Source organism: Actinophytocola sp., from assembly GCF_049647105.1.
GTDB lineage: Bacteria > Actinomycetota > Actinomycetes > Mycobacteriales > Pseudonocardiaceae > Actinophytocola.
Genome location: NZ_JBARWZ010000155.1, coordinates 1 through 24800 on the forward strand (window position 1 = coordinate 1; position 24800 = coordinate 24800).

The 24800-nt window shown below is 69.3% G+C and carries 23 protein-coding genes; 14 read left to right on the forward strand and 9 right to left on the reverse strand.

The window, feature by feature from the left end; genetic code table 11:
* Positions 1-31 precede the first annotated feature (31 nt).
* The 4 genes from WBA97_RS19415 to WBA97_RS19430 all read right to left on the reverse strand — a co-directional run bounded on the left by WBA97_RS19415 (position 32) and on the right by WBA97_RS19430 (position 3465).
* Positions 32-913, reverse strand: a complete 882-nt coding sequence (locus WBA97_RS19415; protein ID WP_424232272.1) for an amino acid ABC transporter permease — start codon at positions 911-913, stop codon at positions 32-34.
* A gap of 127 nt (positions 914-1040) precedes the next feature.
* Positions 1041-1688 (reverse strand): amino acid ABC transporter permease, encoded by a 648-nt coding sequence (locus WBA97_RS19420; protein ID WP_424232273.1) that lies wholly within the window; start codon positions 1686-1688, stop codon positions 1041-1043.
* 83 nt (positions 1689-1771) lie between these two features.
* Positions 1772-2671, reverse strand: a complete 900-nt coding sequence (locus tag WBA97_RS19425; RefSeq protein ID WP_424232274.1) for a glutamate ABC transporter substrate-binding protein — start codon at positions 2669-2671, stop codon at positions 1772-1774.
* A gap of 65 nt (positions 2672-2736) precedes the next feature.
* Positions 2737-3465: an amino acid ABC transporter ATP-binding protein gene (locus WBA97_RS19430; protein WP_424232344.1), complete on the reverse strand. Its 729-nt coding sequence runs from the start codon at positions 3463-3465 to the stop codon at positions 2737-2739.
* A gap of 174 nt (positions 3466-3639) precedes the next feature.
* Between WBA97_RS19430 and miaB the strand changes: the two genes are divergently transcribed.
* Together miaB and WBA97_RS19440 are read left to right on the forward strand one after the other, a co-directional pair.
* Complete coding sequence (miaB, locus tag WBA97_RS19435) at positions 3640-5112, forward strand: tRNA (N6-isopentenyl adenosine(37)-C2)-methylthiotransferase MiaB (RefSeq protein WP_424232275.1); 1473 nt, start codon at positions 3640-3642, stop codon at positions 5110-5112.
* Positions 5109-5561, forward strand: a complete 453-nt coding sequence (locus tag WBA97_RS19440) for a hypothetical protein (RefSeq protein ID WP_424232276.1) — start codon at positions 5109-5111, stop codon at positions 5559-5561. Before miaB ends, WBA97_RS19440 begins: the two co-directional genes overlap by 4 nt.
* Positions 5562-5761: 200 nt before the next feature.
* On the opposite strand, the gene WBA97_RS19445 is transcribed toward WBA97_RS19440, so the two are convergent.
* The gene (locus WBA97_RS19445; protein WP_424232277.1) at positions 5762-7090 is read right to left on the reverse strand and encodes a DUF349 domain-containing protein; all 1329 of its coding nucleotides are present in this window, start codon (positions 7088-7090) and stop codon (positions 5762-5764) included.
* A gap of 220 nt (positions 7091-7310) precedes the next feature.
* On the opposite strand from WBA97_RS19445, the gene WBA97_RS19450 reads away from it, so the two are divergent.
* From WBA97_RS19450 to WBA97_RS19470, 5 genes are all read left to right on the forward strand, one after another.
* The gene (locus tag WBA97_RS19450) at positions 7311-8012 is read left to right on the forward strand and encodes a hypothetical protein (protein WP_424232278.1); all 702 of its coding nucleotides are present in this window, start codon (positions 7311-7313) and stop codon (positions 8010-8012) included.
* Complete coding sequence (gene miaA / locus WBA97_RS19455; RefSeq protein WP_424232279.1) at positions 8009-8908, forward strand: tRNA (adenosine(37)-N6)-dimethylallyltransferase MiaA; 900 nt, start codon at positions 8009-8011, stop codon at positions 8906-8908. Before WBA97_RS19450 ends, miaA begins: the two co-directional genes overlap by 4 nt.
* A 5-nt stretch (positions 8909-8913) precedes the next feature.
* Positions 8914-9750 carry a diaminopimelate epimerase gene (gene dapF / locus WBA97_RS19460; protein WP_424232280.1) on the forward strand — a complete coding sequence of 279 codons (837 nt, stop codon included), beginning with the start codon at positions 8914-8916 and terminating at the stop codon, positions 9748-9750.
* A 127-nt stretch (positions 9751-9877) separates the two neighbouring features.
* The gene (gene hflX / locus WBA97_RS19465) at positions 9878-11290 is read left to right on the forward strand and encodes a GTPase HflX (protein ID WP_424232345.1); all 1413 of its coding nucleotides are present in this window, start codon (positions 9878-9880) and stop codon (positions 11288-11290) included.
* 59 nt (positions 11291-11349) lie between these two features.
* Positions 11350-12372 carry a hypothetical protein gene (locus WBA97_RS19470; RefSeq protein ID WP_424232281.1) on the forward strand — a complete coding sequence of 341 codons (1023 nt, stop codon included), beginning with the start codon at positions 11350-11352 and terminating at the stop codon, positions 12370-12372.
* A 108-nt stretch (positions 12373-12480) separates the two neighbouring features.
* Here WBA97_RS19470 and lexA read toward each other — a convergent pair whose 3' ends face one another.
* Complete coding sequence (gene lexA, locus WBA97_RS19475; RefSeq protein ID WP_424232346.1) at positions 12481-13191, reverse strand: transcriptional repressor LexA; 711 nt, start codon at positions 13189-13191, stop codon at positions 12481-12483.
* A gap of 270 nt (positions 13192-13461) precedes the next feature.
* On the opposite strand from lexA, the gene WBA97_RS19480 reads away from it, so the two are divergent.
* From WBA97_RS19480 to WBA97_RS19495, 4 genes are all read left to right on the forward strand, one after another.
* Positions 13462-13908 (forward strand): LysM peptidoglycan-binding domain-containing protein, encoded by a 447-nt coding sequence (locus tag WBA97_RS19480; RefSeq protein ID WP_424232282.1) that lies wholly within the window; start codon positions 13462-13464, stop codon positions 13906-13908.
* Positions 13909-14339: 431 nt separating this feature from the next.
* Positions 14340-14804 (forward strand): transcriptional regulator NrdR, encoded by a 465-nt coding sequence (gene nrdR, locus WBA97_RS19485; protein ID WP_424232283.1) that lies wholly within the window; start codon positions 14340-14342, stop codon positions 14802-14804.
* A gap of 116 nt (positions 14805-14920) precedes the next feature.
* Positions 14921-17728: a vitamin B12-dependent ribonucleotide reductase gene (locus WBA97_RS19490; RefSeq protein WP_424232284.1), complete on the forward strand. Its 2808-nt coding sequence runs from the start codon at positions 14921-14923 to the stop codon at positions 17726-17728.
* A gap of 101 nt (positions 17729-17829) precedes the next feature.
* On the forward strand, positions 17830-18507 hold the full coding sequence (locus WBA97_RS19495) for a ferritin-like domain-containing protein (protein ID WP_424232285.1): 678 nt from the start codon (positions 17830-17832) through the stop codon (positions 18505-18507).
* Between the two features lie 8 nt (positions 18508-18515).
* Here WBA97_RS19495 and WBA97_RS19500 read toward each other — a convergent pair whose 3' ends face one another.
* Complete coding sequence (locus WBA97_RS19500) at positions 18516-18944, reverse strand: SRPBCC family protein (protein WP_424232286.1); 429 nt, start codon at positions 18942-18944, stop codon at positions 18516-18518.
* Between the two features lie 60 nt (positions 18945-19004).
* On the opposite strand from WBA97_RS19500, the gene WBA97_RS19505 reads away from it, so the two are divergent.
* Positions 19005-19760 (forward strand): SDR family NAD(P)-dependent oxidoreductase, encoded by a 756-nt coding sequence (locus WBA97_RS19505; RefSeq protein ID WP_424232287.1) that lies wholly within the window; start codon positions 19005-19007, stop codon positions 19758-19760.
* Positions 19750-20340 (forward strand): TetR/AcrR family transcriptional regulator, encoded by a 591-nt coding sequence (locus WBA97_RS19510; protein ID WP_424232288.1) that lies wholly within the window; start codon positions 19750-19752, stop codon positions 20338-20340. Before WBA97_RS19505 ends, WBA97_RS19510 begins: the two co-directional genes overlap by 11 nt.
* On the opposite strand, the gene WBA97_RS19515 is transcribed toward WBA97_RS19510, so the two are convergent.
* Entirely contained in the window at positions 20331-20936 is a 606-nt protein-coding gene (locus tag WBA97_RS19515; RefSeq protein ID WP_424232289.1) for a TetR/AcrR family transcriptional regulator, read from the reverse strand. The genes WBA97_RS19510 and WBA97_RS19515 overlap by 10 nt on opposite strands.
* Positions 20937-21034: 98 nt before the next feature.
* Between WBA97_RS19515 and abc-f the strand changes: the two genes are divergently transcribed.
* Positions 21035-22633 carry a ribosomal protection-like ABC-F family protein gene (abc-f, locus tag WBA97_RS19520; RefSeq protein WP_424232290.1) on the forward strand — a complete coding sequence of 533 codons (1599 nt, stop codon included), beginning with the start codon at positions 21035-21037 and terminating at the stop codon, positions 22631-22633.
* Here abc-f and WBA97_RS19525 read toward each other — a convergent pair.
* On the reverse strand, positions 22607-24625 hold the full coding sequence (locus WBA97_RS19525; protein ID WP_424232291.1) for a prolyl oligopeptidase family serine peptidase: 2019 nt from the start codon (positions 24623-24625) through the stop codon (positions 22607-22609). The genes abc-f and WBA97_RS19525 overlap by 27 nt on opposite strands.
* Between the last annotated feature and the right edge of the window lie 175 nt (positions 24626-24800).

Below are 24800 nucleotides of genomic sequence, written 5' to 3' on the forward strand. Positions count from 1 at the left end.
GTCCTACGAGGACCGGGCGGCCTTCAGGAAGTCAGTTTCCGCTCGTCTGCGTGAGAGTGGCGGCCTCCAGCTCCTTCTTCGCCTCGCCTGCCTCCAGGTCGATGTGCTTCTTGCTGCGCCGCTCCCGCTTCTGCAGGTAGGTGGCGAGCCACGTCAGCAGCAGGCAGAGCCCGATGTAGATCGCGCCGACGACCAGCGCGGTCGGCACGAACGGCCTGCTGAACAGGCCGTCGCCGCCGATGCGCTGTGCGAACCGCAGCAGCTCCTCGTAGGTGATGAGGAAGCCGAGCGCGGTGTCCTTCAACAGCACGACCAGCTGGCTGATGATCGTCGGCATCATCGAGCGCAGCGCCTGCGGCAGCAGGATCATGACCATGACCTGCGTCTTGCGCATGCCGAGCGCGTACGCGGCCTCGGACTGCCCGCGTGGCAGCGCCAGGATGCCCGCGCGGAACACCTCCGCGAGAACCGAGCCGTTGTAGAGCATGAGACCCAGCACCACGGCCATGTACGGCGACATGCTGACGCCGACCGTTGGCAGGCCATAGTAGAACAGGAACATCAGGACCAGCAGCGGGATGGCCCGGAACAGCTCCACGACGAAGGCGGACACCATCCGCAACGACCTGTGTTCCGACAGCCGGCCCGCCGCGAAGATCGCACCGAAGAGGAGCGCCAGCACGGCACCCAGGGCGAACGCCTGCAACGTCGCCACGACCGCGGCGATCAGGTCCTCCTGGATCTTCGTGTACTGGATCCACTCCCACTTTTTAGCGGTGAACTGGCCGCTGTCGTAGAACCGCCAGCCGATGTAGCCGATGATGGCGACGAGCACGATGGTGCCGAACACCGCCAGAAAACGGTGCCGCACCCGCGCGCGCGGTCCCGGAGCGTCGAAAAGAATGTTACTCATGACCGCTCCTCGCAGGCTCCGAGCGTCCGCTCGCGGGTCGCCCAGCTTCGATGATTCGCTCCGCAGGCTCCGATGTGATGATTCGCTCCGCAAGCTCCGATGTGATGATTCGCTCCGCAAGCTCCGCTCATCGGGCCACGCTCCAACGCTTCTCGAGAGTCCGCTGCACCAGCGTCAGCACCATGACCAGGATGATGAAGCCCAGTGCCACCCACAGCAGGCCGGCCAGCTGGTTCTCACCGTCGTCGGAGAGCACGGAGCGGATCCGGCCTGCCTCCGCGACGGAGAAACCGGCGGCGATGGTGGTGTTCTTGAGCAGGGCGATCAGCGTGCTCACCAGTGGCGGCACCACCGATCGCATCGCCTGCGGGAGGATGATGTGCGACAGCGACTGGCCGAACCTCAGGCCGAGTGCGCGGGCCGCTTCCGCCTGGCCGAGCGGCACCGTGTTGATGCCGGACCGCACGACCTCGCAGATGAACGCCGAGGTGTACACCGACAGCGACACCACGGCGGCGGTGAAGAAGGACATCTCGATGATGTCGAGGTACGGGTAGGCGAAGACGAAGAACAGGAACACCAGTGTCAGCGGGGTGTTCCGCACGAGCGTCACGTACAGCGTGCCCGCCGCCCTGAACACCGGCACGGGACTGACCCGCAGCATCGCCAGGAACAGACCGATTATGAGCGACGCGACGCCAGCGATCAGGAACAACTCGATCGTGGTGAGGAAGCCGTCACGGAACAACGGCCAGTAGTCGATCAGTATGTTCATCGGGCCTTCCCCGCTGTTTTCCTTGGGTGGTAAAGACGATGGGTGGCCACCCTTGCAGGTGACCACCCACCATCAGGGCTGGATCAGTAGCGATCGATCGTCGGAGGCGTGGCCTTCGAGCCCGACTTGCCGAGCGTGCTGTCGTAGATGTCCTGCCAGGTGCCGTCTTCGATGGCGGCCTCCAGGATGTCGTTGACCGCGTCCCGGAGTGCCTTGTCGTCCAGCGGCAGGCCGATGCCGTACGGCTCCTCGGAGAACGTCTCGCCGATGACCTTCAGCGCGTCGGGGTCCTGCGCGGCGAAGCCCTTCAGGATGGCGTCGTCGGTCGTGACCGCGTCGACCTCCTTGGTGGTCAGCTTGTCGACGCACTGCGAGTAGCCCTGGAACTCGACGATGTTCTCTGGCTCGGTCAGGCCCTCGTCGCGGACCCGCTGGATCGGCGTGGAGCCGGTCACCGAGCAGACCTTCTTGCCCTTCAGGGTGTCCTTGCCGGTGATCGAGTCATCGTCCTTGCGCACCAGCAGGTCCTGGCCGGCCACGAAGTACGGGCCCGCGAAGGAGATCTGCTGCTTGCGCTTGTCGTTGATCGTGTAGGTGCCGACGTAGTAGTCGACGGTGCCGTTGGTGATGGCGGCCTCACGACCGGCGGACTGGACCGTCTTGTACTCGATCTTGTCCTTGCCGAAGCCCAGCTTGGCGGCGACCAGGCGCGCGATCTCGATGTCGAAACCGGAGTACTCACCCGTGGTCGGGTCCTTGTAGCCCAGGCCGGGCTGGTCCTCCTTGACACCGATGACGACCTTGCCGTTCTTCGTCATCCGGTCGAACGTCGGCGAGCCTTCGATCTTGACGTCGGTGGCGACCGCCGCCGTGGTCTTCGGGCCACCGCCGGTGACGTCGTCGGCCGGGGCGCCTTCTTTGCCACATGCCGTGAGGGCGAGGCCGCCGACCAGCAAGCCAATTGCAAGGGTACGAACCCTCATTGCTACTTCACTCCTGCTCTAGTTTGGTCGGGCGGCGCCGACGAGCACGCCGCCCGAGGGAGTCCTCAGTGTGTGAGGATCTTTCCAAGGAAATCCTTCGCCCTGTTCGACTTCGGTGCCGAGAAGAACTCCTTCGGCGTCGAGTCCTCGACGATCTCCCCGTCGGCCATGAACACCACCCGGTGCGCCGCCCCGCGCGCGAAACCCATCTCGTGGGTGACGACCAGCATGGTCATGCCCTCCTCGGCGAGGGTGGTCATGACGTCGAGCACCTCGTTGATCATCTCGGGGTCGAGTGCCGAGGTCGGCTCGTCGAAGAGCATGACCTTGGGCTTCATGGCGAGCGCACGGGCGATCGCGGCGCGCTGTTGCTGACCACCGGAGAGCTGAGCAGGGTACTTCTGCGCCTGGTTCGCGATGCCGACCCGCTCCAGCAGCTCCATCGCCGTCCGCTTCGCCTCCGGCTGCGCGATCTTGCGTACCTTGACCGGCGCCAGCATCACGTTGTCGAGGATCGTCTTGTGTGCGAAGAGGTTGAACGACTGGAAGACCATTCCGACGTCCGCCCGCAGGCTCGCGAGCTCCTTGCCCTCAGCCGGGAGCGGCTTGCCGTCGATCTCGATGAGACCGGAGTTGATCGGTTCGAGGCGGTTGATCGCGCGGCAGAGGGTGGACTTGCCGGAACCGGAGGGCCCGAGCACGACGACCACCTGGCCGCGCGGCACCTCGATGTTGATGTTCTTGAGCACGTGGAGCTGTCCGAAGTACTTGTCCACCTCCACCATGCGGATCATGGGGGTGTCGGAAGCAGCCTCGGTCATCAATCCTCCACGTGCGTGCGTTCACCAGGCATGCTGAGGGTAGCGAGCCGGTAATGCGCGAAAACCTACCCCTACCGGATATGAAGTACATACAGTTCGACCACTCGCAAGGTCTCAATGCGGTCACGCGTACCCTCGGTTGCTGAGATGAGCACTCGCACCTACCAGGTACGCACGTTCGGGTGTCAGATGAACGTGCACGACTCCGAGCGGCTGGCCGGCCTACTCGAAGACGCTGGTTACGCACCGGCCGGGAACGGCGGCGTGCCGGACATCATCGTGCTGAACACCTGCGCGGTCCGGGAGAACGCGGACAACAAGCTGTACGGCAACCTTGGCCACTTGCGGCCAACCAAGATCGCGAACCCCGGCATGCAGATCGCCGTCGGCGGCTGCCTCGCGCAGAAGGACCGCGGCGAGATCGTCAAGAAGGCGCCGTGGGTGGATGTCGTGTTCGGCACCCACAACATCGGCGCACTGCCGGTGTTGCTGGAGCGGGCACGGCACAATTCCGAGGCCCAGGTGGAGATCCTGGAGTCGCTCGAGACGTTCCCGTCCACACTGCCCGCACGCCGCGACTCCGCGCACTCCGGCTGGGTGTCGGTATCGGTCGGCTGCAACAACACCTGCACCTTCTGCATCGTGCCGTCGCTGCGTGGCAAGGAGAAGGATCGGCGCCCGGGCGACGTGCTGGCCGAGGTGGCCGCTCTGGTAGCGGAGGGTGTTCTCGAGGTCACCCTGCTGGGGCAGAATGTGAACTCGTACGGTGCCGAGTTCGGCGATCGGCTCGCGTTCGGCAAGTTGTTGCGGGCGTGTGGGGAGATCGAGGGCCTGGAGCGCGTGCGGTTCACCTCGCCGCACCCGAAGGACTTCACCGACGACGTCATCGCCGCGATGGCCGAGACGCCGAACGTGTGCCACCAGCTGCACATGCCGCTGCAGTCCGGTTCGGACCGGGTGCTGAAGGCGATGCGGCGGTCCTACCGGCAGGCGCGGTACCTGTCGATCATCGACAACGTGCGTGCCGCGATGCCGGACGCCGCCATCACCACCGACATCATCGTGGGCTTCCCAGGCGAGACCGAGGAGGACTTCGAGGAGACGCTGCACGTGGTGCGCGCGGCGAGGTTCTCGTCGGCGTTCACCTTCCAGTACTCGAAGCGCCCAGGCACGCCCGCGGCGTCGCTGCCGGACCAGCTGCCGAAGGAGGTGGTCCAGGCGCGCTTCGAGCGGCTGATCGCCGTGCAGGAGGAGGTGTCGTGGGCCGCGAACAAGGCGCTGGTCGGCAAGCAGGTCGAGGTGCTGGTGTCCACTGGGGAGGGCCGCAAGGACGCCGACACCCGGCGCATGTCGGGCCGTGCGCGGGACGGCCGCCTTGTGCACTTCGCGCCGGGCCAGGCGTCCGTGCGACCCGGCGACGTGGTCGAGACCGTGATCACCTACGGCGCGCCGCACCACCTGGTGGCCGACGGCGAGCTGGTGTCGCACCGGCGCACGCGCGCGGGCGACAACCACGAGGAGGGCGTGCGTCCCCGCACGTCCGGTGTGGGGCTGGGCCTGCCGTCGTTCGGCCCGCCCGCGACGACGAGTGAACCGGTGGGTGGATGCGCAGTCCGATGACCGAGCCCGATGACCAGCTGCGTGACGAGATCGACGAGGTCGGTCACCGCGCGTCACGGACGGTCGAGCTGGGTGGTCGCGCGGTCGTGCTCGCGGTGGCCGTGTTCGTGCTGCTGGTGGGCCTGGTCCTGCCGTGGATGAACGGGGCCTCCGGCCTCGAGGTGCTGATCGGCCAGGAGACCGGCAAGGCGTCGATGGTGCCGAGGTTGTTCGCGGCGACGGCGCTGCTGTTCGGCGTGGTCGCGTCGGCACTGACGTTGATCACCCGGCGCTGGTTCTTCGCGTGGGTCGGCGCGGCGGGCGGCTGGTTCGCCTCCGTCGACGGCGTGCTGGCGATCTGGTCCCGCCAGTCGTCCGGCACCGCCCCTGGCATCGGCTTGATCATCGCGCTGGTGGCCATGATCGCGATCGCGATCATGATGTTCCGCACCGCCGCCTCCCGCAACTGACCCGCGAGTCCAACGTGCATGACTCGCGAGTCCAACGTGCATGACTCGCGAGTTCGACGCACACGACCCGCGAGTTCGACGCGCATGACTCGCGAGTTCGACGAACGGCTAACGGCCGTAGCCGCCTTTGTCGAACTCAGCGGTCGTGCGGGTTGGACTCGCGGGTCGTTTCGGTTGGACTCGCGCGGGACTCGCGGGGGTTAGCGGGTGGCTACCGCGGCTTCCGCCGCCGCCAGCCACTCGCGCCACTGGGCGGCCTGCGCCTCGGCCTGCTCGGCGCGGCGCTTGTCGCCTGACGCACGGGCCTTGGCGGCCTGCGCCTCGTACTGCTCCACCCGCTCGCGGAACTGCGCGGCACGGGCCTCTGCCTCCGGGTCGGTGCGCCGCCACTGGGCGTCCGCGGCATGCCGGACCCGCTCCTCGACCGCCCGCAGCTTGCCCTCCAGCTCACGGATCCGGTCGCGGGGAACCTTGCCGATCTCCTCCCACCGCTCCTGGATCCGGTGCAGCTGCGCGCGGGCGGCGTCGAGGTCGGTGGCCGGGTTGATCTTCTCGGCCTCGACCAGCAGCGCCTCCTTGCGCTTGCCGTTCTCCACCAGCTCGGCGTCGCGCTCGTCGAACACCGAGGACCGGTGGCTGAAGAACTTGTCCTGCGCCGCGCGGAACTGCTGCCACAGCGCGTCGTCGGCCTCCTTCGGCGCGCGGCCCGCCGCCTTCCACTCGGTCATCAGCTCGCGGTAGCGCGCCGCGGTGCCGCCCCAGTCGTCGGAGTCGGACAGCTCCTCGGCGATCTTCACCAGTTCCAGCTTGCGGTCCTTCGCCGTCGCGCGCTGCCGGTCCAGATCGGCGAAGTGCGAGCCGCGCCTGCGGTTGAACGTGTCGCGGGCCTTCGAGAACCGCTTCCACAGCGCGTCGTCGGTCTTGCGGTCGACGCCCTTGATCGTCTTCCACTCGTCGAGGATCCCGCGCAGCCGGTCACCGGCGGACTTCCACTGCGTGGACGACTCTGCGATCTTCTCGACCTCGTCGACCAGCGCCTGCTTGCGGGCGACGGCGGCCTGCCTGGCCTCGTCGCGCGCGTGCTTCACCGACTCGACGGCTTCCTGCGCCCGTCCCAGCACGTGGTCGATCCGTGCGTTCAACGCGGCCAGGTCACCGACGAGCGCGGCGTCGGCGAGGCTGTCCTTGATGTGCTTGGCGCTGGTCATGCTGTGCTTGGGGTCGCCGGAGCCCGCCTTGAGCCGTGCCTCGAGCAGCTCCACCTCGGTGCGCACGTCGTCGAACCGGCGCGCGTAGTGCGCGAGCCCCTCGGCAGGCTCCCCGGCCTGCCACGACCCGATCGCGCGGTCCCCGTCCTCGGTCTTCACGTACACCGTGCCGTCGGCGTCGACCCGGCCCCACTTCTCCGGGTGTGCTGACGCCGAGGCGACCGGTGGCGCCGAGGGAGCGGGTGCGGAGGGTGCTGGTGCGGCGGGCGCCGCGACCGGCTCCTCGGTGCTCGTGGTGACGCTCGTGTCCTTCTCCGTCATGGCCCGTTCCTCCCGCTCGCTTGCCCGCGTCCCGCGGACCGCCCCGCTCTCGCGGGGCCTGGCAGTGTCGGTGCCGGACGCGTCGAATCGCACAGCACCCGCGCGCATTCAAACAGGTCACGCCGCGCCCCGGTACTCCACGGTTGAGACGGACAGCACAGGGTGACGCCGCGAGCCCGGAGAGTTCACGTTCGCGGGGTCATGGGTAGCCTCGGACCCCGTGATCGTCCGCGCCGCCGTCGTGCCGAACCCGCCGCTCCTGATACCGGAGCTCGTCGCGGGCACCGACGCCGACGTGACCGCCGTGCGGGCCGCCTGTCTGGCCGTCGCGACCCGCCTGACCAGCGCGGCAACGCGCTGGGTGGCGGTCGGCGCCGGCCCGGCCGGGGTGCTCGGCCCGGACGCGGCGGGTACCTTCGCCGGCTTCGGTGTCGACGTGGTGGTGCGCCTCGGCGGTGCGGCGTCGAGCGCGCCGGACCCCGCGATGCCGCTCCCCGCGCTGGTGGCGGGATGGCTACGTGCACAGGTGGCCGCGGCGGAGGTCACCATGCACCTCGTGCCTCCCGACCTGTCCCCGGACGACTGCTACGCGCTGGGCGAACACCTCGCGGAAACCCCGGAGCCGGTCGGTCTCCTGGTCGTCGGCGACGGCTCCCACCGCCACGGTGACCACGCCCCCGGCAGGCCCGACGACCGCGCGGGCCCGTTCGACGACGCCGTCCACGACGCACTCGCGAACGCCGACGCGAAGTCACTCATGGCACTCGACCCCGCTCTCGCGGGCGAGCTGGGTGCGGCGGGCCGCGCGCCGTGGCAGGTGCTCGCCGGCGTCCTCGGGCAGGGCGAGTGGGCCTCGGACGCCCGGCTGACGATTCCGTTCGGCGTGGCCTACCACCTCGCGGTCCTGGACCCGGCCCGATGAACCCGATCGCCATCGTCGGGCCGACCGCCACCGGCAAGTCGGCACTCGCCATCGCGCTCGCCGAGGAGCTGGGTGGCGAGGTGGTCAACGCCGACGCCATGCAGCTCTACCGCGGCATGGACATCGGCACCGCCAAGGTCACCGAGGAGGAGCGCAAGGGCGTCCCGCACCACCTGCTCGACGTCCTCGACGTCACCGAGGCCGCCTCCGTCGCCGCCTACCAGCGCGACGCCCGTGCGACCGTCGAGCGGCTCCTCGACGAGAACCGCGTGCCGATCCTCACCGGCGGCTCCGGCCTGTACGTGCGCGCGGTCCTCGACGAGCTGGAGTTCCCCGGCACCGACCCGGACATCCGCGCCCGCCTCGAACAGGAGCTGGCGGACGCCGGCCCGCAGCGGCTCCACGACCGGCTGGCGCGGCTGGACCCGGTCGCCGCGACCGCGATCCTGCCCAGCAACGGCCGCCGCGTGGTCCGCGCGCTGGAGGTCATCGAGCTGACCGGCCGCCCGTTCTCCGCGACCATGCCCCGCCCCGGCCCTGCCCGGTACGACACCCTGCAGCTCGGCCTCGACCTCGACACCGAGGAACTGGACCGCCGCGTCGACCTGCGCGTCACGCTCATGTTCGAACAGGGACTGGTCGACGAGGTCCGGCACCTGGAGAAACAGGGGCTGCGGACCGGCCGCACCGCGTCCAGGGCCCTGGGTTACCAGCAGGTCCTCGACCAGTTCGACACCGACCACGACATGACGGCGGCCGCCGCCGCGACCGCGCGGGCCACCCGCCGGTTCGTCCGCCGCCAGCGCTCGTGGTTCCGCCGCGACCAGCGCATCGAGTGGCTGGACGCGACGGACCCCAACCTTCTGGGGACGGCGCTCGCGCGGTGTCTAGCCTGAGTGTTGTGGGCATCCCATTCCTCAAGGGGCACGGCACCGAGAACGACTTCGTGCTGCTGCCGGACCTCGGCGCCAAGCTCGAGCTGACCGTGGCGCGAGTCCGGGAGCTGTGCGACCGCCGCGCGGGCCTCGGCGCCGACGGCGTGCTGAGGGTCGTGCCTGCCAAGGCGGTCGACGACCGGCCCTCGGACGTGCCCGGCGACCTGTGGTTCATGGACTACCGCAACGGTGACGGCTCGATCGCCGAGATGTGCGGCAACGGCGTGCGCGTGTTCGCCCGCTACCTCGTCGACGCCGGCCTGGTCGATGACCGTGAGTTCAGCATCGGCTCGCGGGCCGGTGTCCGCACGGTCACCGTCGACGAGCACGTCACGGTCGGCATGGGCCGCGCACGGGTGACCGGGTCTTCGCTGGCCACCGTGGGTGGCGCGTCGGTGGCCGGGGTCGCCGTCAACGTCGGCAACCCGCATCTCGTGTGCGTGCTGGAGGACGACGACAAGCTCGCATCACTGGACCTGACCGTGCCGCCCGCGTACGACCCGGCCGTGTTCCCGGATGGGGTGAACATCGAGTTTGTGGTGGTCGAGGCGCCGGACCGGCTGCGCATGCGGGTCCACGAACGTGGGGTCGGCGAGACTCGTTCGTGTGGCACCGGCACTGTGGCCGCGGTGACCGGCGTGCTCTACGGGCGTGGTGAGCACACCGGCACGGCCACCGTCGACATCCCCGGCGGGCGGGTGCGGGTGACGGTCGAGCCCGAACAGTCGACCCTGTCCGGACCAGCGGTCTTCGTGGCGAGCGGCGAGCTGGACCAGGCATGGTGGGACGCCATCAGGGAATAACCCGGTCGATCCGGGCGCTGAAACATGGGACTATTCATGGGACAGCGAAAACCGGAAAGACGGAGGGTTTCACCACGTGACAGAGAATCTCATTCATCAGCAAGCCGACGAGCACGACGACGACGGGTTGACTGACCTGGCTGAGCTCTCTGCGGGTGAACTGGAGCTCTCCGACCGCGCCGCGCTGCGGCGGGTCGCCGGACTGTCGACCGAACTCTCCGACATCACCGAGGTCGAGTACCGGCAGCTGCGGCTGGAACGGGTCATCCTCGTCGGCGTCTGGACCGAGGGCACCGCCGCTCATTCCGAGGCGTCGCTCGCGGAGCTGGCCCGGCTCGCGGAGACCGCCGGTTCCGAGGTCCTCGAGGGACTCGTGCAGCGGCGTGACCGGCCCGACCCCTCCACCTACATCGGCTCCGGCAAGGTGCTGGAGCTGTCCGGGGTGGTCAAGGCGACCGGCGCCGACACGGTCATCTGCGACGGTGAGCTCTCGCCGTCCCAGCTGCGTCAGCTGGAGGCGAAGCTCAAGGTCAAGGTCATCGACCGCACCGCGCTGATCCTGGACATCTTCGCGCAGCACGCGCGGTCAAAGGCGGGCAAGGCGCAGGTCGAGCTGGCTCAGCTGCAGTACTTCCTGCCGCGCCTGCGCGGCTGGGGTGACGCACTGTCCCGGCAGGCCGGTGGCCGTGCGGGCGGCAGCAACGGCGGCGTTGGTCTGCGTGGTCCCGGTGAGACGAAGCTGGAGACCGACCGCAGGCGCATCCGGCACAAGATCTCCAAGCTGCGCAAGGAGATCACCGCGATGGGCCCCATGCGGGAGACCATGCGGAGCCAGCGGCGGGCCAACCTCGTGCCGAGCGTCGCGATCGCCGGGTACACCAACGCAGGCAAGTCGAGCCTGCTCAACGCGCTGACCGGCGCGGGCGTGATGGTGGAGGACGCGTTGTTCGCCACCCTGGACGCCACCACGCGCCGGTCCACCACGGCGGAAGGCGGCGTCTACACGCTGACCGACACCGTCGGGTTCGTGCGGCACCTGCCGCACCAGCTGGTCGAGGCGTTCCGCTCCACGCTGGACGAGGTCGCCGACGCCAACCTCATCCTGCACGTGGTGGACGGTTCCGACCCGAACCCGGAGTGGCAGGTCGAGGCCGTGCGTGAGGTGCTCGGCGAGATCGCGGACCGGCGGGACGAGGTGCTGCCGACCGAGCTGGTCGTGGTCAACAAGACCGACGCGATGGACGAGCTGGCACTGACCAGGCTGCGGCACCTGCTGCCCGGTGCGGTCTTCGTGTCCGCGCGTTCCGGCATCGGGATCGGTGAGCTGCGGGAGCGGATCGGCGAGCTGCTGCCGCACCCGGAGGTCGAGATCGACGTGCTCGTGCCGTACGCGCGGGGCGAGCTCGTGGCCCGCGTGCACCGCGAGGGCGAGGTGCTCACCGAGCGCCACACCGAGCAGGGCACGCAGCTGTCCGCCAAGGTCAAGCCGGATCTCGCGGGTGTGCTGGAGAGCTTCTCCGTCAACGGCACCTCCGCCTGACGGGGGGACCCGAGGCCGCTAACGTGGGTTTGGTCCATGGGCTTCGGGGAGGTGTGTCGGTGCGGTCGGTGACGCTTGCGTTCTTGCTGCCGTTGGGGTTGCTCATGGCGACCCCGACGGCACACGCGCAGGTGCCCGCACCCGTGCCGGCGTGCACCATCACCGACCCCGAGCTGGGCGAGCTGTCCGGGCTCGTCGCCGACGGCGAGCACTGGTTCGCGACCAACGACGGCGGCACGTCCGTGACCGTGTTCGTGCTCGGCAAGGACTGCCAGGTCCAGGACGTGATCACCGGTCCGATCGATCCCTACGACGTCGAAGACCTGGCACTGGGCCCGGACGGCACGTTCTGGCTGTCCGACACGGGTGACAACGACGGCGACCGCGACACGGTCGCCTTGCTCTCCCTCACCCCGGCGGGCGAGTCGACCCTGTACCGGCTCACCTACCCGGACGGCAAGCACGACGCGGAGGCGCTGCTGCTCGACCGGGCCGGGACTCCGTACCTCATCACGAAGAGCCCGCTCGGCACCGCGGACGTGTACCGCCCGGCCGCGCCGCTGACCTCACCCGGCCCGACGCCGCTCGAACACGTCGTGTCCGTGCGGCTGTCCAGCACCGACACACCGGGCGGGCCGGTGCCGGGCGTCGTCGGTTCCGTGACCGTGACCGGCGCCGCGGCCACCCCCGACGGCACGGCCATCGCGCTGCGGACCTACACCGACGCGTACCTGTTCCCCGTGACGGACGGGGACATCGTCGCCGCGTTCTCGGCGAAGTCGGTGCGGGTGCCGCTGCCGAACGAGGCGCAGGGCGAGGCGATTGCGTTCCAGCCGGACGGGTCGCTGCTTTCCGCGTCGGAGGGCGTCGGCCAGCCGGTCACGGTCGTCGCGGGCGCGGCGCGGCTGGTGGCGCCGAAGCCGCCGCCGGTGAAGCCGGAACCGGAGTCCGCTTCGGACGTCTCGGAATCGCAACCGGCCGAGGACGGGCTACCGCCAATACCGGCCGCTGTTGTGACGATAGTGATGATCTCCGTCGTATATTTGCTGTTCCGCTGGCTACGCAGACGCAAGTCGTATTGACGAAAAACCCGCGGCGATCGTGGGGAGGCTGGTCGGCACCACGATCGCCGCGGGTCCTTTTGTTTTCGTTTCGTCGGCGTGCGGCGCGCCGAGAACTTCGTTCTCTTTCTAGAGCCTGCGCAATACGGCGACGACCTTGCCGAGAATGGTGGCGTCGTCACCCGGGATCGGCTCGTAGGCCTCGTTGTGCGGCATCAGCCAGACGTGGTCGTCCTTGCGTTTGAACGTCTTGACCGTCGCCTCGCCCTCGATCATCGCGGCCACGATCTCCCCGTTGTCGGCGGTGGGCTGCTGGCGCACCACCACCCAGTCCCCGTCGGTGATCGCCGCGTCGACCATCGAGTCACCCGCGACCCGCAGCAGGAACAGCGACCCCTCGCCGACGATCTCCTTGGGCAGCGGGAACACGTCCTCGACGGCCTCCTCCGCGAGGATCGGCCCACCTGCGGCGATGCGCCCCAGCACGGGGACGTACGCGGCGGTGGGCGTGGCGACCGCGACCTCTGGCGCGTCCTCCGCGGCCGCGGCGGACGCCGCGCGCACGGCGGCCGGGTCCATGTCCGGTGGCAACACCCCGATCGCCCTCGGCCGGTTCGGGTCGCGCCGCAGGTAGCCCTTCTGCTCCAGCGCCCGCAGCTGGTAGGCGACCGAGGACGTCGAGGTCAGGCCCACCGCCTCGCCGATCTCGCGGACGCTCGGCGGGTAGCCGAACCGCTCGACCCACGTGCGGATGACGTCGAGGACCTCCCGCTGCCGAACGGGCAACTCCTCGGCGTCCGCCTGTGCGATGTCGGGGAAACTGCGCAGGTTGCCCCGCAACGGCTTCCTCTTCGGGACGCCCTTCGGTATTCCTCCTGGTTTGCGTGGCACTGCATGCCTCCCTGCGCGCCGGCGCCAGCATGGCGACCGGAATGTTCGTGTGCGTCTTCGACGTTATCCGTAGGCAACCTGGAGATCAAACACCTGTTCGACGACACGCCGTGTGGGTCTCGTTTTTGTCGGTGCTCCGTGGTACAAAATCGCACGAAGGTTCGATCGAACGACTGTTCGATCTTCGCGCAGGTGTTCGAGAGTTGTCAGGAGGCGGTCATGAGCGTGACGGCGCACAGGACAGGGGTCGATGCGCAGGTCCCGGCCCCGCGCACGGAACCGCGCGCGCCCGCGCGCGTGCTCCGGCGCGTACCGGCCCACCGTCCGCCGACGCGCAGGCGGGTCGTCCGGGTCGGCGCGTCGAGGGTGGTCGCGTCGTGTGCGCCGCGACGGCCTCGGTTGTCGGTCGCCGGGGTACTGGCGGTGGCGTCCGTGGCGTGCGCCGCGGTGGTCGGGCTCGGTGCGCTGTCGGGTTCCGTCGAGCCGATGGTCCCGTCGGAGACGACTGTCGTCCGGGTCCAGCCAGGGGAGAGCCTGTGGGAGCTGGCCGGCCGGGTCGCTCCTGGGTCCGACGCCTCGGCGGTGGTGGAGCGGATTCGCGAGTTGAACGGCGTGGACGGCGCCGTGCAGCCCGGGCAACCGTTGACCGTGCCGTTCGAGGGCTGAGTTCCGGTTCTGCCACCTTGTCGTTGCGTTGATCGCCTTCATTCGTTCCCGCTGTGCCGCTTCACCGCCTCCGCTGCCTAGCGCACGTCCTTCTTCCGGTCGGCCGGTACCCCTCGCGTGTCCGCGCGCGGCCCTGTGGCAACCTGCCGACCGCGTGCCAGTCGACACGCAACGTTCACGGGACACGGTCCGCGCCTCCTCGTAGCGTCGCCCTCCGGGTGACTCTGACGGGCTGCCCGGCTACCCGTAGTGGCAGTCATTCACGGCTTGTTCACGACCGCGTGTCGCCCTCGTGTCGACTTGCATCATGTGGCGTCTAGGCTTACCGTCGACCCCAACATCTAGTAGTTACACACCTGTAGTTAGTCCACAGGTTGGGGTGGACTTGTCCACCGGTTATCCACATGTTGATCACGAGTTAGGGGTGACCCATGCGTTGTCCGTTCTGCAGGCACTCGGACTCCCGGGTCGTCGACTCGCGTGAGGTGGACGACGGGCAGGTCATCCGGCGCAGGCGTTCCTGCGTCAAGTGCAGCCGGCGGTTCACCACCGTCGAAGAGGCCGTCCTGGCCGTGGTGAAGCGCTCGGGAGTGACCGAGCCGTTCAGCCGCGAAAAGGTGGTCACCGGGGTGCGGCGCGCCTGTCAAGGCCGCCCGGTCGACGAGGACGCCCTGCAACAGCTCGCGCAGAAGGTCGAGGAGACGATCCGGTCGGCAGGCGCCGCCGAGGTGCCGAGTCACGAGGTGGGCCTTGCGATCCTGGGCCCGCTCGGCGAGCTGGACGAGGTCGCGTACCTGCGCTTCGCCAGCGTGTACCGGTCGTTCTCGTCCATAGAGGACTTCGAGAAGGAGATCGCCGGCCTGCGCCGGCCGATCGAACAGGGTCACGACGAATGAGTAGAAGCCGCACACGTCGGCGCTACGGGGTAGGCAACAGGTCACGGCGGACGGTGGGTCCGCGCACGGGAGCGAACGTGGCCACACCGAAACGTGCGAGTAACGAGGGAGAAGTCATGACGGAGACGGTGGGGACCGACAGGGAGGCCGCCACACCGCAGCGGCTGACGGTGCGGCGCGTGCACACGACCGAGGGTGTGCACCCGTACGACGAGGTCACCTGGGAACACCGCGACGTGGTGATGACCAACTGGCGCGACGGCACGGTGAACTTCGAGCAGCGGGGTGTCGAGTTCCCTGAGTTCTGGTCGGTCAACGCCACGAACATCGTCACCAGCAAGTACTTCCGCGGCGCGGTGGGCACGCCGGTGCGTGAGCACTCGCTGCGGCAGCTGATCGACCGCGTCGTCAGGGCCTATGTGGACGCGGGCATCCAGCACGGCTACTTCGCCACGCAGGACGACGCCACGATCTTCGAGCACGAGCTGGTCTGGATGCTGCTGCACCAGGTGTTCAGCTTCAACTCGCCGGTGTGGTTCAACGTGGGCACGTCGTCGCCGCAGCAGGTGTCCGCCTGCTTCATCCTCGCGGTCGACGACACCATGGACTCGATCCTGAACTGGTACCGCGAGGAGGGCCTGATCTTCAAGGGCGGCTCCGGCGCGGGCCTGAACCTCTCGCGCATCCGCTCGTCGAAGGAGCTGCTGTCCTCCGGTGGCACCGCCTCCGGCCCGGTCTCGTTCATGCGTGGCGCCGACGCGTCCGCGGGCACCATCAAGTCCGGTGGCGCCACCCGGCGCGCCGCGAAGATGGTCGTGCTCGACGTCGACCACCCGGACGTCGAGGAGTTCATCGAGACCAAGGCCAAGGAAGAGGCGAAGATCCGCGTCCTGCGTGACGCGGGCTTCGACATGGACCTCGGCGGGTCCGACATCACCTCGGTGCAGTACCAGAACGCCAACAACTCGATCCGCGTGTCGGACGAGTTCATGCACTCGGTCGAGCAGAGCGGCACGTTCGGGCTGCGGTCCCGCACCACCGGTGACGTCATCGAAGAGGTCGATGGCAAGACGCTCTTCCGCAAGCTGGCGCAGGCCGCGTGGGAGTGCGCCGACCCGGGCATCCAGTACGACAGCACCATCAACGACTGGCACACCTGCCCCGAGTCGGGCCGCATCACCGCGTCGAACCCGTGCAGCGAGTACATGCACCTGGACAACTCCAGCTGCAACCTCGCGTCGCTGAACCTGCTGAAGTTCCTGCGCGAGGACGGCACGTTCGACGCGGAGCTGTTCGCGCAGTCGGTCGAGCTGATCATCACCGCGATGGACATCTCGATCTGCTTCGCGGACTTCCCGACCGAGCCGATCGCCGAGACCACGCGCAAGTTCCGCCAGCTGGGCATCGGCTACGCCAACCTTGGCGCGCTGCTGATGGCGACCGGTCACGCGTACGACTCCGACGGTGGCCGCGCGCTCGCCGCCGCCATCACCTCGCTGATGACCGGCACCGCCTACCGCCGCTCAGCCGAGCTGGCCGGTGTCGTCGGCGCCTACGACGGCTACGCCCGCAACGCCGAGGCGCACCAGAAGGTCATGCGCAAGCACGCGGCGGCCAACGACCTGATCCGCACCTACCACCACAACGACGATTCGGTGCAGCGCCTCGCGACGCAGGAGTGGCAGCGCGGCCTGGCGATCGGTGCGAAGAACGGCTGGCGCAACGCGCAGGCATCGGTGCTGGCGCCCACGGGCACGATCGGCCTGATGATGGACTGCGACACCACCGGCATCGAGCCGGACCTGGCGCTCGTCAAGTTCAAGAAGCTGGTCGGCGGCGGCTCCATGCAGATCGTCAACCAGACCGTGCCGCGTGCGCTGAAGGCCCTTGGCTACCAGGACGAGCAGATCGAGGCGATCGTCGAGTTCATCGCCGAGCAGGGCCACGTCATCGACGCGCCGGGCCTGCGCCGCGAGCACTACGAGGTGTTCGACTGCGCCATGGGCGAGCGTTCGATCGCGCCGATGGGCCACGTGCGGATGATGGCCGCGGTGCAGGCGTTCATCTCGGGCGCCATCTCGAAGACGGTGAACATGCCGGAGGCGGCCTCCGTCGAGGACGTCGAGGAGATCTACTTCCAGGGCTGGAAGCTGGGTCTCAAGGCACTCGCCATCTACCGCGACAACTGCAAGGTCGGCCAGCCGCTGTCCGCGGGCAAGGGCAAGAACAACGGCAAGGAGGAGCCCGAGACGGTCATCGAGTACCGCCCGGTCCGCAAGCGCCTGCCGAAGAAGCGCCCGTCCCAGACGGTGTCCTTCACGGTCGGCGGCGCCGAGGGCTACCTGCACGCGGGCTCGTACCCGGACGACGGCCTCGGCGAGATCTTCGTCAAGCTGGGCAAGCAGGGCTCCACGCTGGCCGGCGTGATGGACGCGTTCTCGATGTCCATCTCGGTCGGCCTGCAGTACGGCATCCCGCTCGAGTTCTATGTCTCGAAGTTCCAGAACCTCCGCTTCGAGCCGGCAGGCATGACCGACGACCCGGACGTGCGGATCGCCACGAGCGTCCTGGACTACCTGTTCCGCAGGCTCGCGCTGGACTACCTGCCGTACGAGAAGCGTGCCCAGCTGGGCATCTTCACGGCGAACGAGCGCTCGGCCCAGCTGAACAACGACTACGGCCCGTCGGGTGACGTGGACCTGGAGGGCCTCGCCACCTCGGTCGACGCCACGCCGGTCGCGCCGAAGCAGGTGGCGGCCGCCAAGCCGAACATCCAGGAGGCCCACAGCTCCACCGAACTGCTGGAACTCCACCTCGGCAAGGCCGCCGACGCCCCGCTGTGCATGACCTGCGGCACGAAGATGCGCCCCGCTGGCTCGTGCTACCTCTGCGAAGGCTGCGGCTCGACGTCCGGCTGCAGCTGACCGATCGATGAGTGTGGGGCGCAGGCCAGCGCGGTCGGCGCCCCACACTCGTGTCCGGCCGCCGACGCAACGCGGCTCGTGCCCAGCCGTCTCTTCCAGTGATGGAGAGAACAGACAGCTGGGTGGACGAGTTCACGGCCGAGGCGGAACGGCGATCGCGGCGTGGCGATCCCGACTGGGCAACGGGGGCGCTGCTGCACCCTGTGATCATCCGCAGCGTGCAACGGTTTCAGGTCGGCGAGGCGGGTGACGGCGCCAACCTCGTCGCCAAGTCCGAACGCGACAGTCCGGAGTACGCGGCCGCGGTGCGCCTTTTCGTTGCGGAGGAACAAAACCACGCACGCATGCTGGCGAACCTCCTCGCCGCCGCCGACGCGACCACCATCGCGAGCCACTGGAGCGACGTGGTGTTCGTGCGCCTCCGGCGTGCGCTGGGACTACGCCTCGAACTGCTCGTCCTGATGGTCGCCGAGGTCATCGCGTTGCGGTACTACCGCGCACTGCGTGACGGCACCCCCGACCCGCTCACCACCGACGTGGCCGGCCGCATCCTCGCCGACGAGGAACGTCACGTGCCGTTCCATTGCGACCGCCTGCGTACCGCGTTCGGTCGCGCCGCCCGTCCGGTCGCCGCGGGCTGGCGCCTGATGCTCCTCGGCGTCGCGGTCGTCGTGGCACTCGACCACGGTCCCGCGCTGCGCGAACTCGGTGTGCGCCGGACCCGGTTCGTCAGGGACGTGGCCGCACTCGGGCGTCAGGTGTCGGCACCGACGTTCTAGTCGGACGGTCAGCCCTCCACCCGCTCCTTGAGCGCCGCGTTCATCGTCCGGAAGTCGCGTTCGGTCTGGTCGATCGTGGTGCGCAGCAAGGGAACGAGGATCCCGAGGAACACCTCGCTCTGCACGAACCTGGTCGCACCGCCCACTTCGGACAGTGTGAACCGGTGCTCCGCGCTGAACAGCCACGACCATCGCAGCGCGCCGAGCCACACCAGTTCCGTGTGCTCCCGCACCGAGCGGACCTCCGGGGTGAACGTCTCCGGTTTGCGGTCGCCGCCGGGCACCATGTGCACCGAGAGGATCTCACCGACGGCGAGCGTGCCGGACGCCTCCGTGATGAACGGGTTCCACTTCGGGTACGCGGCGAAGTCGGTCAGCACCGCCCACACCGCGGCGGGCGGTGCGTCGATCTCGGTCTCCGTGCGGATCACGCGCATGTCGTCAATCTATCGGTAGAATCTTGTTCTAGAACTATGTTCTGATTAGGCTGCGTGGCCATGCGGACTGCGGTGGTGACGGGCGGCAACAGGGGCATCGGCTACGCGGTGTGCGAGTCGTTGGCACACAGGGGGTTTCGGACCATCGCGGTGGTCCGCGACCCGGCGGCGAGCGTGCCGCCCGGGGCCGAGGTGGTGCACGGCGACCTGGCGAGCAGGCGCACGGTCGCCGCGCTCGCGGCCGCGCTGCGCGACACGTGCGCGACGATCGACGTCCTCGTCCACAACGCGGGCATCTGGCCGACCCGCCTGAGGCACAACGAGGACGGCATCGAGGAGTCCTTCGCCGTCAACCACCTGGCGCCGTTCCAGCTGAACCTGGCACTGGCGGAGCGGCTGCGGCGGGTGGTGCAGGTGAGCGCAGGCTTGTACGTGAAAGGGCGCGTCGACCTCGACCGCACCCCGTACGGCAAGGACTTCCACCGCATGCGTACCTACTGCGACACGAAACGTGCGAACCTGCTGCTCGTGCCGCTGTTCGCGCGGCGGTGGCAGGATGCGGGCGTGACGATCGACGCGGTGCATCCCGGCGTGATCCGCACCGACCTCGGCGACCCGGGCGGCGTGCTGGGTGGCGTGCTGCGCCTGGTGAAACGCCGCTGGGCGGCCCCGGCCGACGGCGCGGCCCCGATCGTGCGCCGCGCCGACGGCACGGGCACCGGCCGCTACTTCGACAGGGACACCGAGGGCTCGCTGCCGGACGGGCCCGCGCAGGCGCTGTGGGACCAGGCGTGGGAGCTGACCGGTGCCGGTTAGGCAGCGGCGCGGCGAGGAAACGCGGCAACGGCTCCTGGACGCGGCGCTGACCGTGCACGCGGCGGGCGGGGCCGAGGGTTTCACCGTCCACGCGGTCGTCGCGGAGAGCGGCGTGAGCCTTGGCAGCCTGTACCACCACTTCGGGAGCTTCGACGGGCTCGCGGCCGCGCTCTACGCCCGCTGCATGGCCGGGCTGCTGGACGAGATCGTCGCCGCGCTGGAGCGGGCCAGGACACCGAGGTCGGGTGTCCGCGCGGTGGTGACGGCGTATCTGGGTTTCGTGGCCGGGCACTCGGCGAGCGCGCGGTTCATCCACGCGTCGGCGTACGCGGCCTACCTCCCGGCACACGCGGAGATGATCGCCACGATGAAGGCGCCGAGGATGGCACGCATGGCGGCGTGGCTGGCACCTCATGTCGCCTCGGGCGCGATGGTGGACCTGCCGGACCCGCTGACCGAGATGCTGCTCATCGGCCCGGTCGCGGAACTGTCCCGCCGGTGGCTGAACGGCGCCGGGTTCGACCTCGCCAACGCGGCGAAGCTCCTCCCGGACCGCGTCTGGGCGTCCCTTCAGGCGTAGAGGCCAGCACGGGCGCCGTGCGCGACCACGGCCGCCGACTGGTCCGCCATCTCCCGCGTCGCCGCTTCGCCCGCGATCAGCACCCGGTGGTACACGGGCGCGACGGCCGCCTTCACCACCGCCGCCGCGTCCGTTCCCTCTGGCACCTCGCCCCGGGTCACGGCCCGGGTGACCACCGCCGCCGACCGCCGATGCCGTTCGGCGAAGAACTCGTGCAGCGCGGCCGCCGCCCTCGGTGACTGGAACGCCGCCGCGACGAAGGCGGTCGGCGCGGCCGCCTCCCCGGGATCGGCGAACGTCGCGACCACCTCACGCACCAGTTCCCGCAGGTCACGCTCGAAAGAGCCGGTGTCCGGCGGCGTCCAGCCGTCCTCGTCCGCGAGCGCCAGCGCGTCCACGACCAACCCGTCCACGCCGCCCCACCGGCGGTACACGGTCGTCTTGTGCACCCCCGACCGCGCCGCCACCGCCTCCACGGACAGCCCCGCGTAACCCTGTGTGGCCAGCTCGGCGAGCGTCGCGTCCCGGACCGCCGCCCTGGTCCGTGCGGTCCGGCCGCCCGGCCGGGAACTCGGTTGCACAGCGGTGGTGTCCATGACACCATGCTAATGCAACTGGAGTCGCATTAAGGGAGCGAGCGCCATGGACTTCTGAGGTTTCTGTCCTCATCCGACACCCACCTCAGGAGACCTGTATGTCTACCCAGCTGACCCTGCGTGACGTCCGCAAGTCCTTCGGCGAGCGACTACTCCTCGACACCGTCACCCTCACGATCCGTCCTGGCGAGCGCGTCGGCATCGTCGGTGAGAACGGTGCGGGCAAGTCCACGCTGCTACGCCTGCTCGCCGGGCGGGAACCCGCCGACGATGGCGAGGTGATCGTCACCGCCGACAGCGTCGGTTACGTCGGCCAGACACCCGAGCTGCCACCGGACCACACGGTCGGTAACGCCATCGATGCCGCGCTGGCGGAGCTGCGCGACATGGAACGCCGCCTGCGCGAGCTGGAGTCCACGTTGGACGAGTCCACGATGCGCGAGTACGGCGACCTGCTGACCAGGTTCGAACTGCGTGACGGCTACCAGGCCGACGCCAGGGTCGACAAGGCACGGCACGCACTCGGCCTTGCTGGCATCGACAGGGACCGTCGGCTCGGCACTCTGTCCGGTGGCGAACAGGCCAGGCTCGGGCTCGCCTGTCTCATCGCCGCGGCACCCGAGGTGATGCTCCTCGACGAGCCCACCAACCACCTCGACGCCGCCGCGCTCACCTGGCTCGAGGACCACCTGCGCACGCACCGCGGCACCGTCGTCGCCGTGTCGCACGACCGGGTGTTCCTCGAACGGGTCGCGACGGCGATCGTGGAGGTCGACGGCGACCGCCGGGCCGTGGCCCGCTACGGCGACGGCTACGCCGGATACCTTGCGGCGAAACGGCACGCGCGCCGCCGGTGGGAGCTGGCCTACGAGCGGTGGACCACGGAGATCGTGGACCTGACCGAGTTCGCCGCCACGACCGCGCACCAGGTCGCGCCCGGCCGGGCGATGAAGGACAACAACAAGATGAGCTACGACCGGCACGGCGGCCGGGTGCAGGCGTCGGAGTCCAGTCGCGTGCGCAACGCCCGCGAGCGGCTCCGCCGCCTGCACGACAACCCGGTGGCCCGGCCGCCGGACCCGTTGCGGTTCACCGGCCGGCTCACCGCGGGTGACCCGCCGGAGACGGTCGCGACTCTCCGCGAGGTGCGGGTCGCGGACCGGCTGCGCGTGCCCGACCTGACGATCACGGGCAGGCAGCGCCTGCTCGTGATCGGCCCCAACGGGGCGGGCAAGACCACGCTGCTGCGGGTTCTTGCCGGTGCCGTCGACCCGGACGAGGGCAGCGTCACCCGCCACGGCCGCGTCGGCTATCTGGCGCAGGAGATTCCCGCCAATCACCCGCGCCGCAGCCTGTTCGCCGCGTACGCCGATGGCAGGCCGGGCCTGCCGGAGGAACACGCCGGGCAACTGCTGTCGCTCGGCCTGTTCCGCCCGGCCGACCTGCGGGTGCCGGTGGGTGCGCTGTCCGCGGGGCAGCGCCGCAGGCTCGCCCTCGCCAGGCTGCTCACCGGCGAGGTGGACCTGCTGCTGCTCGACGAACCGTCCAACCACCTGTCACTCACCCTGGTGGAGGAGCTGGAGGAGGCCATGTCCGCGTTCACGGGCGCGCTGGTCGTGGTGTCCCACGACCGTGCCCTGCGCCGCCGCTTCACCGGCGACCAGGTGGCGCTAGCCGACGGGCTTCTCGTCGCCTAACCGCTGCCATAAGAACTCGTACACCAGGCCCGACTTGAAGGCCAGCTGTTCGTTGTCCGCGGCGCCGCCGTGCCCGCCCTCGATGTTCTCGTAGTACCGGACGTCGTAGCCCAGCTCCGTCAGGCGCGCCATCATCTTGCGTGCGTGGCCGGGGTGGACGCGATCGTCCCGGGTGGACGTGAGGATGATCGTCGGCGGGTACGGGCGGTCGGCCGCGATGTTCTGGTACGGCGAGTACTCCTTGATATAGGCCCATTCCTCGGCCTCGTCGGGGTCGCCGTACTCCGCCATCCAGGACGCACCGGCCAGCAGTTTGTGGTACCGCCGCATGTCCAGCAGCGGCACCTGGCACACGATCGCGCCGAACAGCTCCGGGTAGCGGGTCAGCATGACGCCCATCAGCAGCCCGCCGTTCGAGCCGCCCTGGATGCCGAGCCGTTCTCGCGTGGTGATGCCCCGCGCGACCAGATCCTTCGCGACGGCCGCGAAGTCCTCGTACACCCGCAGCCGGTTCTCCTTGATCACCGACTGGTGCCACTCGGGCCCGTACTCGCCGCCGCCGCGGATGTTCGCGACCACGTACGTGCCGCCGCGCTCCAGCCAGCCGCGGCCGGTCACGCCGCTGTAGGCCGGGGTGAGCGGCACCTCGAACCCGCCGTAGCCGGTCAGCAGCGTTGGGCCGTCGTTCTCCTGTCCCACCACGAAGTACGGGATCCGCGTGCCGTCGTCGGAGGTCGCGAAGTACTGCTGCGTCGACAGCCCGCCTGCGTCGTAGAACGCGGGTGCCCGCTTCAGCACCTCGGCCGTGTCGCCGATCTCGCCCCGGTACAGCGTGGCGGGCTGGGTGTAGCCGCTCGCGTTGAGGAAGTACTCGTCGTCGCGGTCGTCGCTGGTGTCGAGGATGTCGGCCGACCCGGCCTCGGGAGCACCCGCGAGCGGTGCGCGGGCCCAGTTCTCGGCGGGGGTGAGCACTTCGAAGCGACTCTTCACGTCCTGCAGCGACGCCACGATCAGGTGGTTCCTGGTCCATGACCAGTACTGCAGCGAGGTGTGCTCGTCCGGTTCGAACAGGACGGTCAGGTCCCGCCCACCCGCGAGGTAGTCGTCGAACCTGGCCGCCAGCAGGGCACCCGCCGAATAGGTCGTGCCGTTCACCGTCCATGCGGTCCTGGTGCTGATCAGCAGCCACTCGCGGTGCGACGAGGTGTCCGCGTCGTCGGGGACGTCGATCTTCACCAGCTCGCCGTCGGCCCTCCGCAGGTACTTCTCCGTGCGGTAGAAGTCCGGGCTGCGGTAGACGAAGTCGCGTTCGAAGCCCTCGGTCGGGTCGTGGAACGCCCCGGCCGACACGTCGTCCGGCTTGCCCTCGTACACGGTGACCGCCTCGGACAGCGGCGTGCCGCGCCGCCACTCCTTCGCGATCCTCGGGTAGCCGGACGTGGTCATGGCCCCGTCACCGAAGTCGGTGCCGACGTAGATCCGGTCCTCGTCGATCCAGCCGACGCGGCTCTTGGCCTCCGGCAGCGTGAACCCGCCGGTGACGAACGCCTTCGTCTCCAGGTCGAACTCCCGCACCACGGTCGCGTCGGCGCCACCGCGGGACAGCTCGACGAGCGCACGCCGGTAGGCGGGCCGCAGCACGGCAGCACCCTGCCACACCCAGCTCTCGCCCTCGGCCTTCGCGAGCGCGTCGACGTCGAGCACCAGCTCCCACTCCGGGTCGTCCGTCCGGTAGCTCTCGAGCGTGGTGCGGCGCCACAGGCCACGCGTGTTGGTGGCGTCCTGCCAGAAGTTGTAGAGGTACTCACCGCGCCTGCGCACGTACGGGATCCGGTTGTCGGCGTCGAGGACCTCGCGGATCCCGTCCCGCAGGCCGGTGAACCGTTGGCCGCCGGTCAGCTCCGCGATCGTCTCGGCGTTGCGTTCCCGCACCCAGTTCAGGGCGGTCTCGCCAGTGACCTCTTCCAGCCAGAGGTACGGGTCGTCTGTCATGACACGAGTCTGCCCGCCAGCCGCCGAACGTGCGCATGGCCTCCGCCACGTCGTCGATACATCGACCCCGACGCGCTGCCTGGCAAGCCGTTATGCCAACACGTGCATAGAGCTTGCCGTGGCCAGCGGCTTGGTCGAGCATGTACACATGCGACTACTGAGGGTCTCAGGGGGT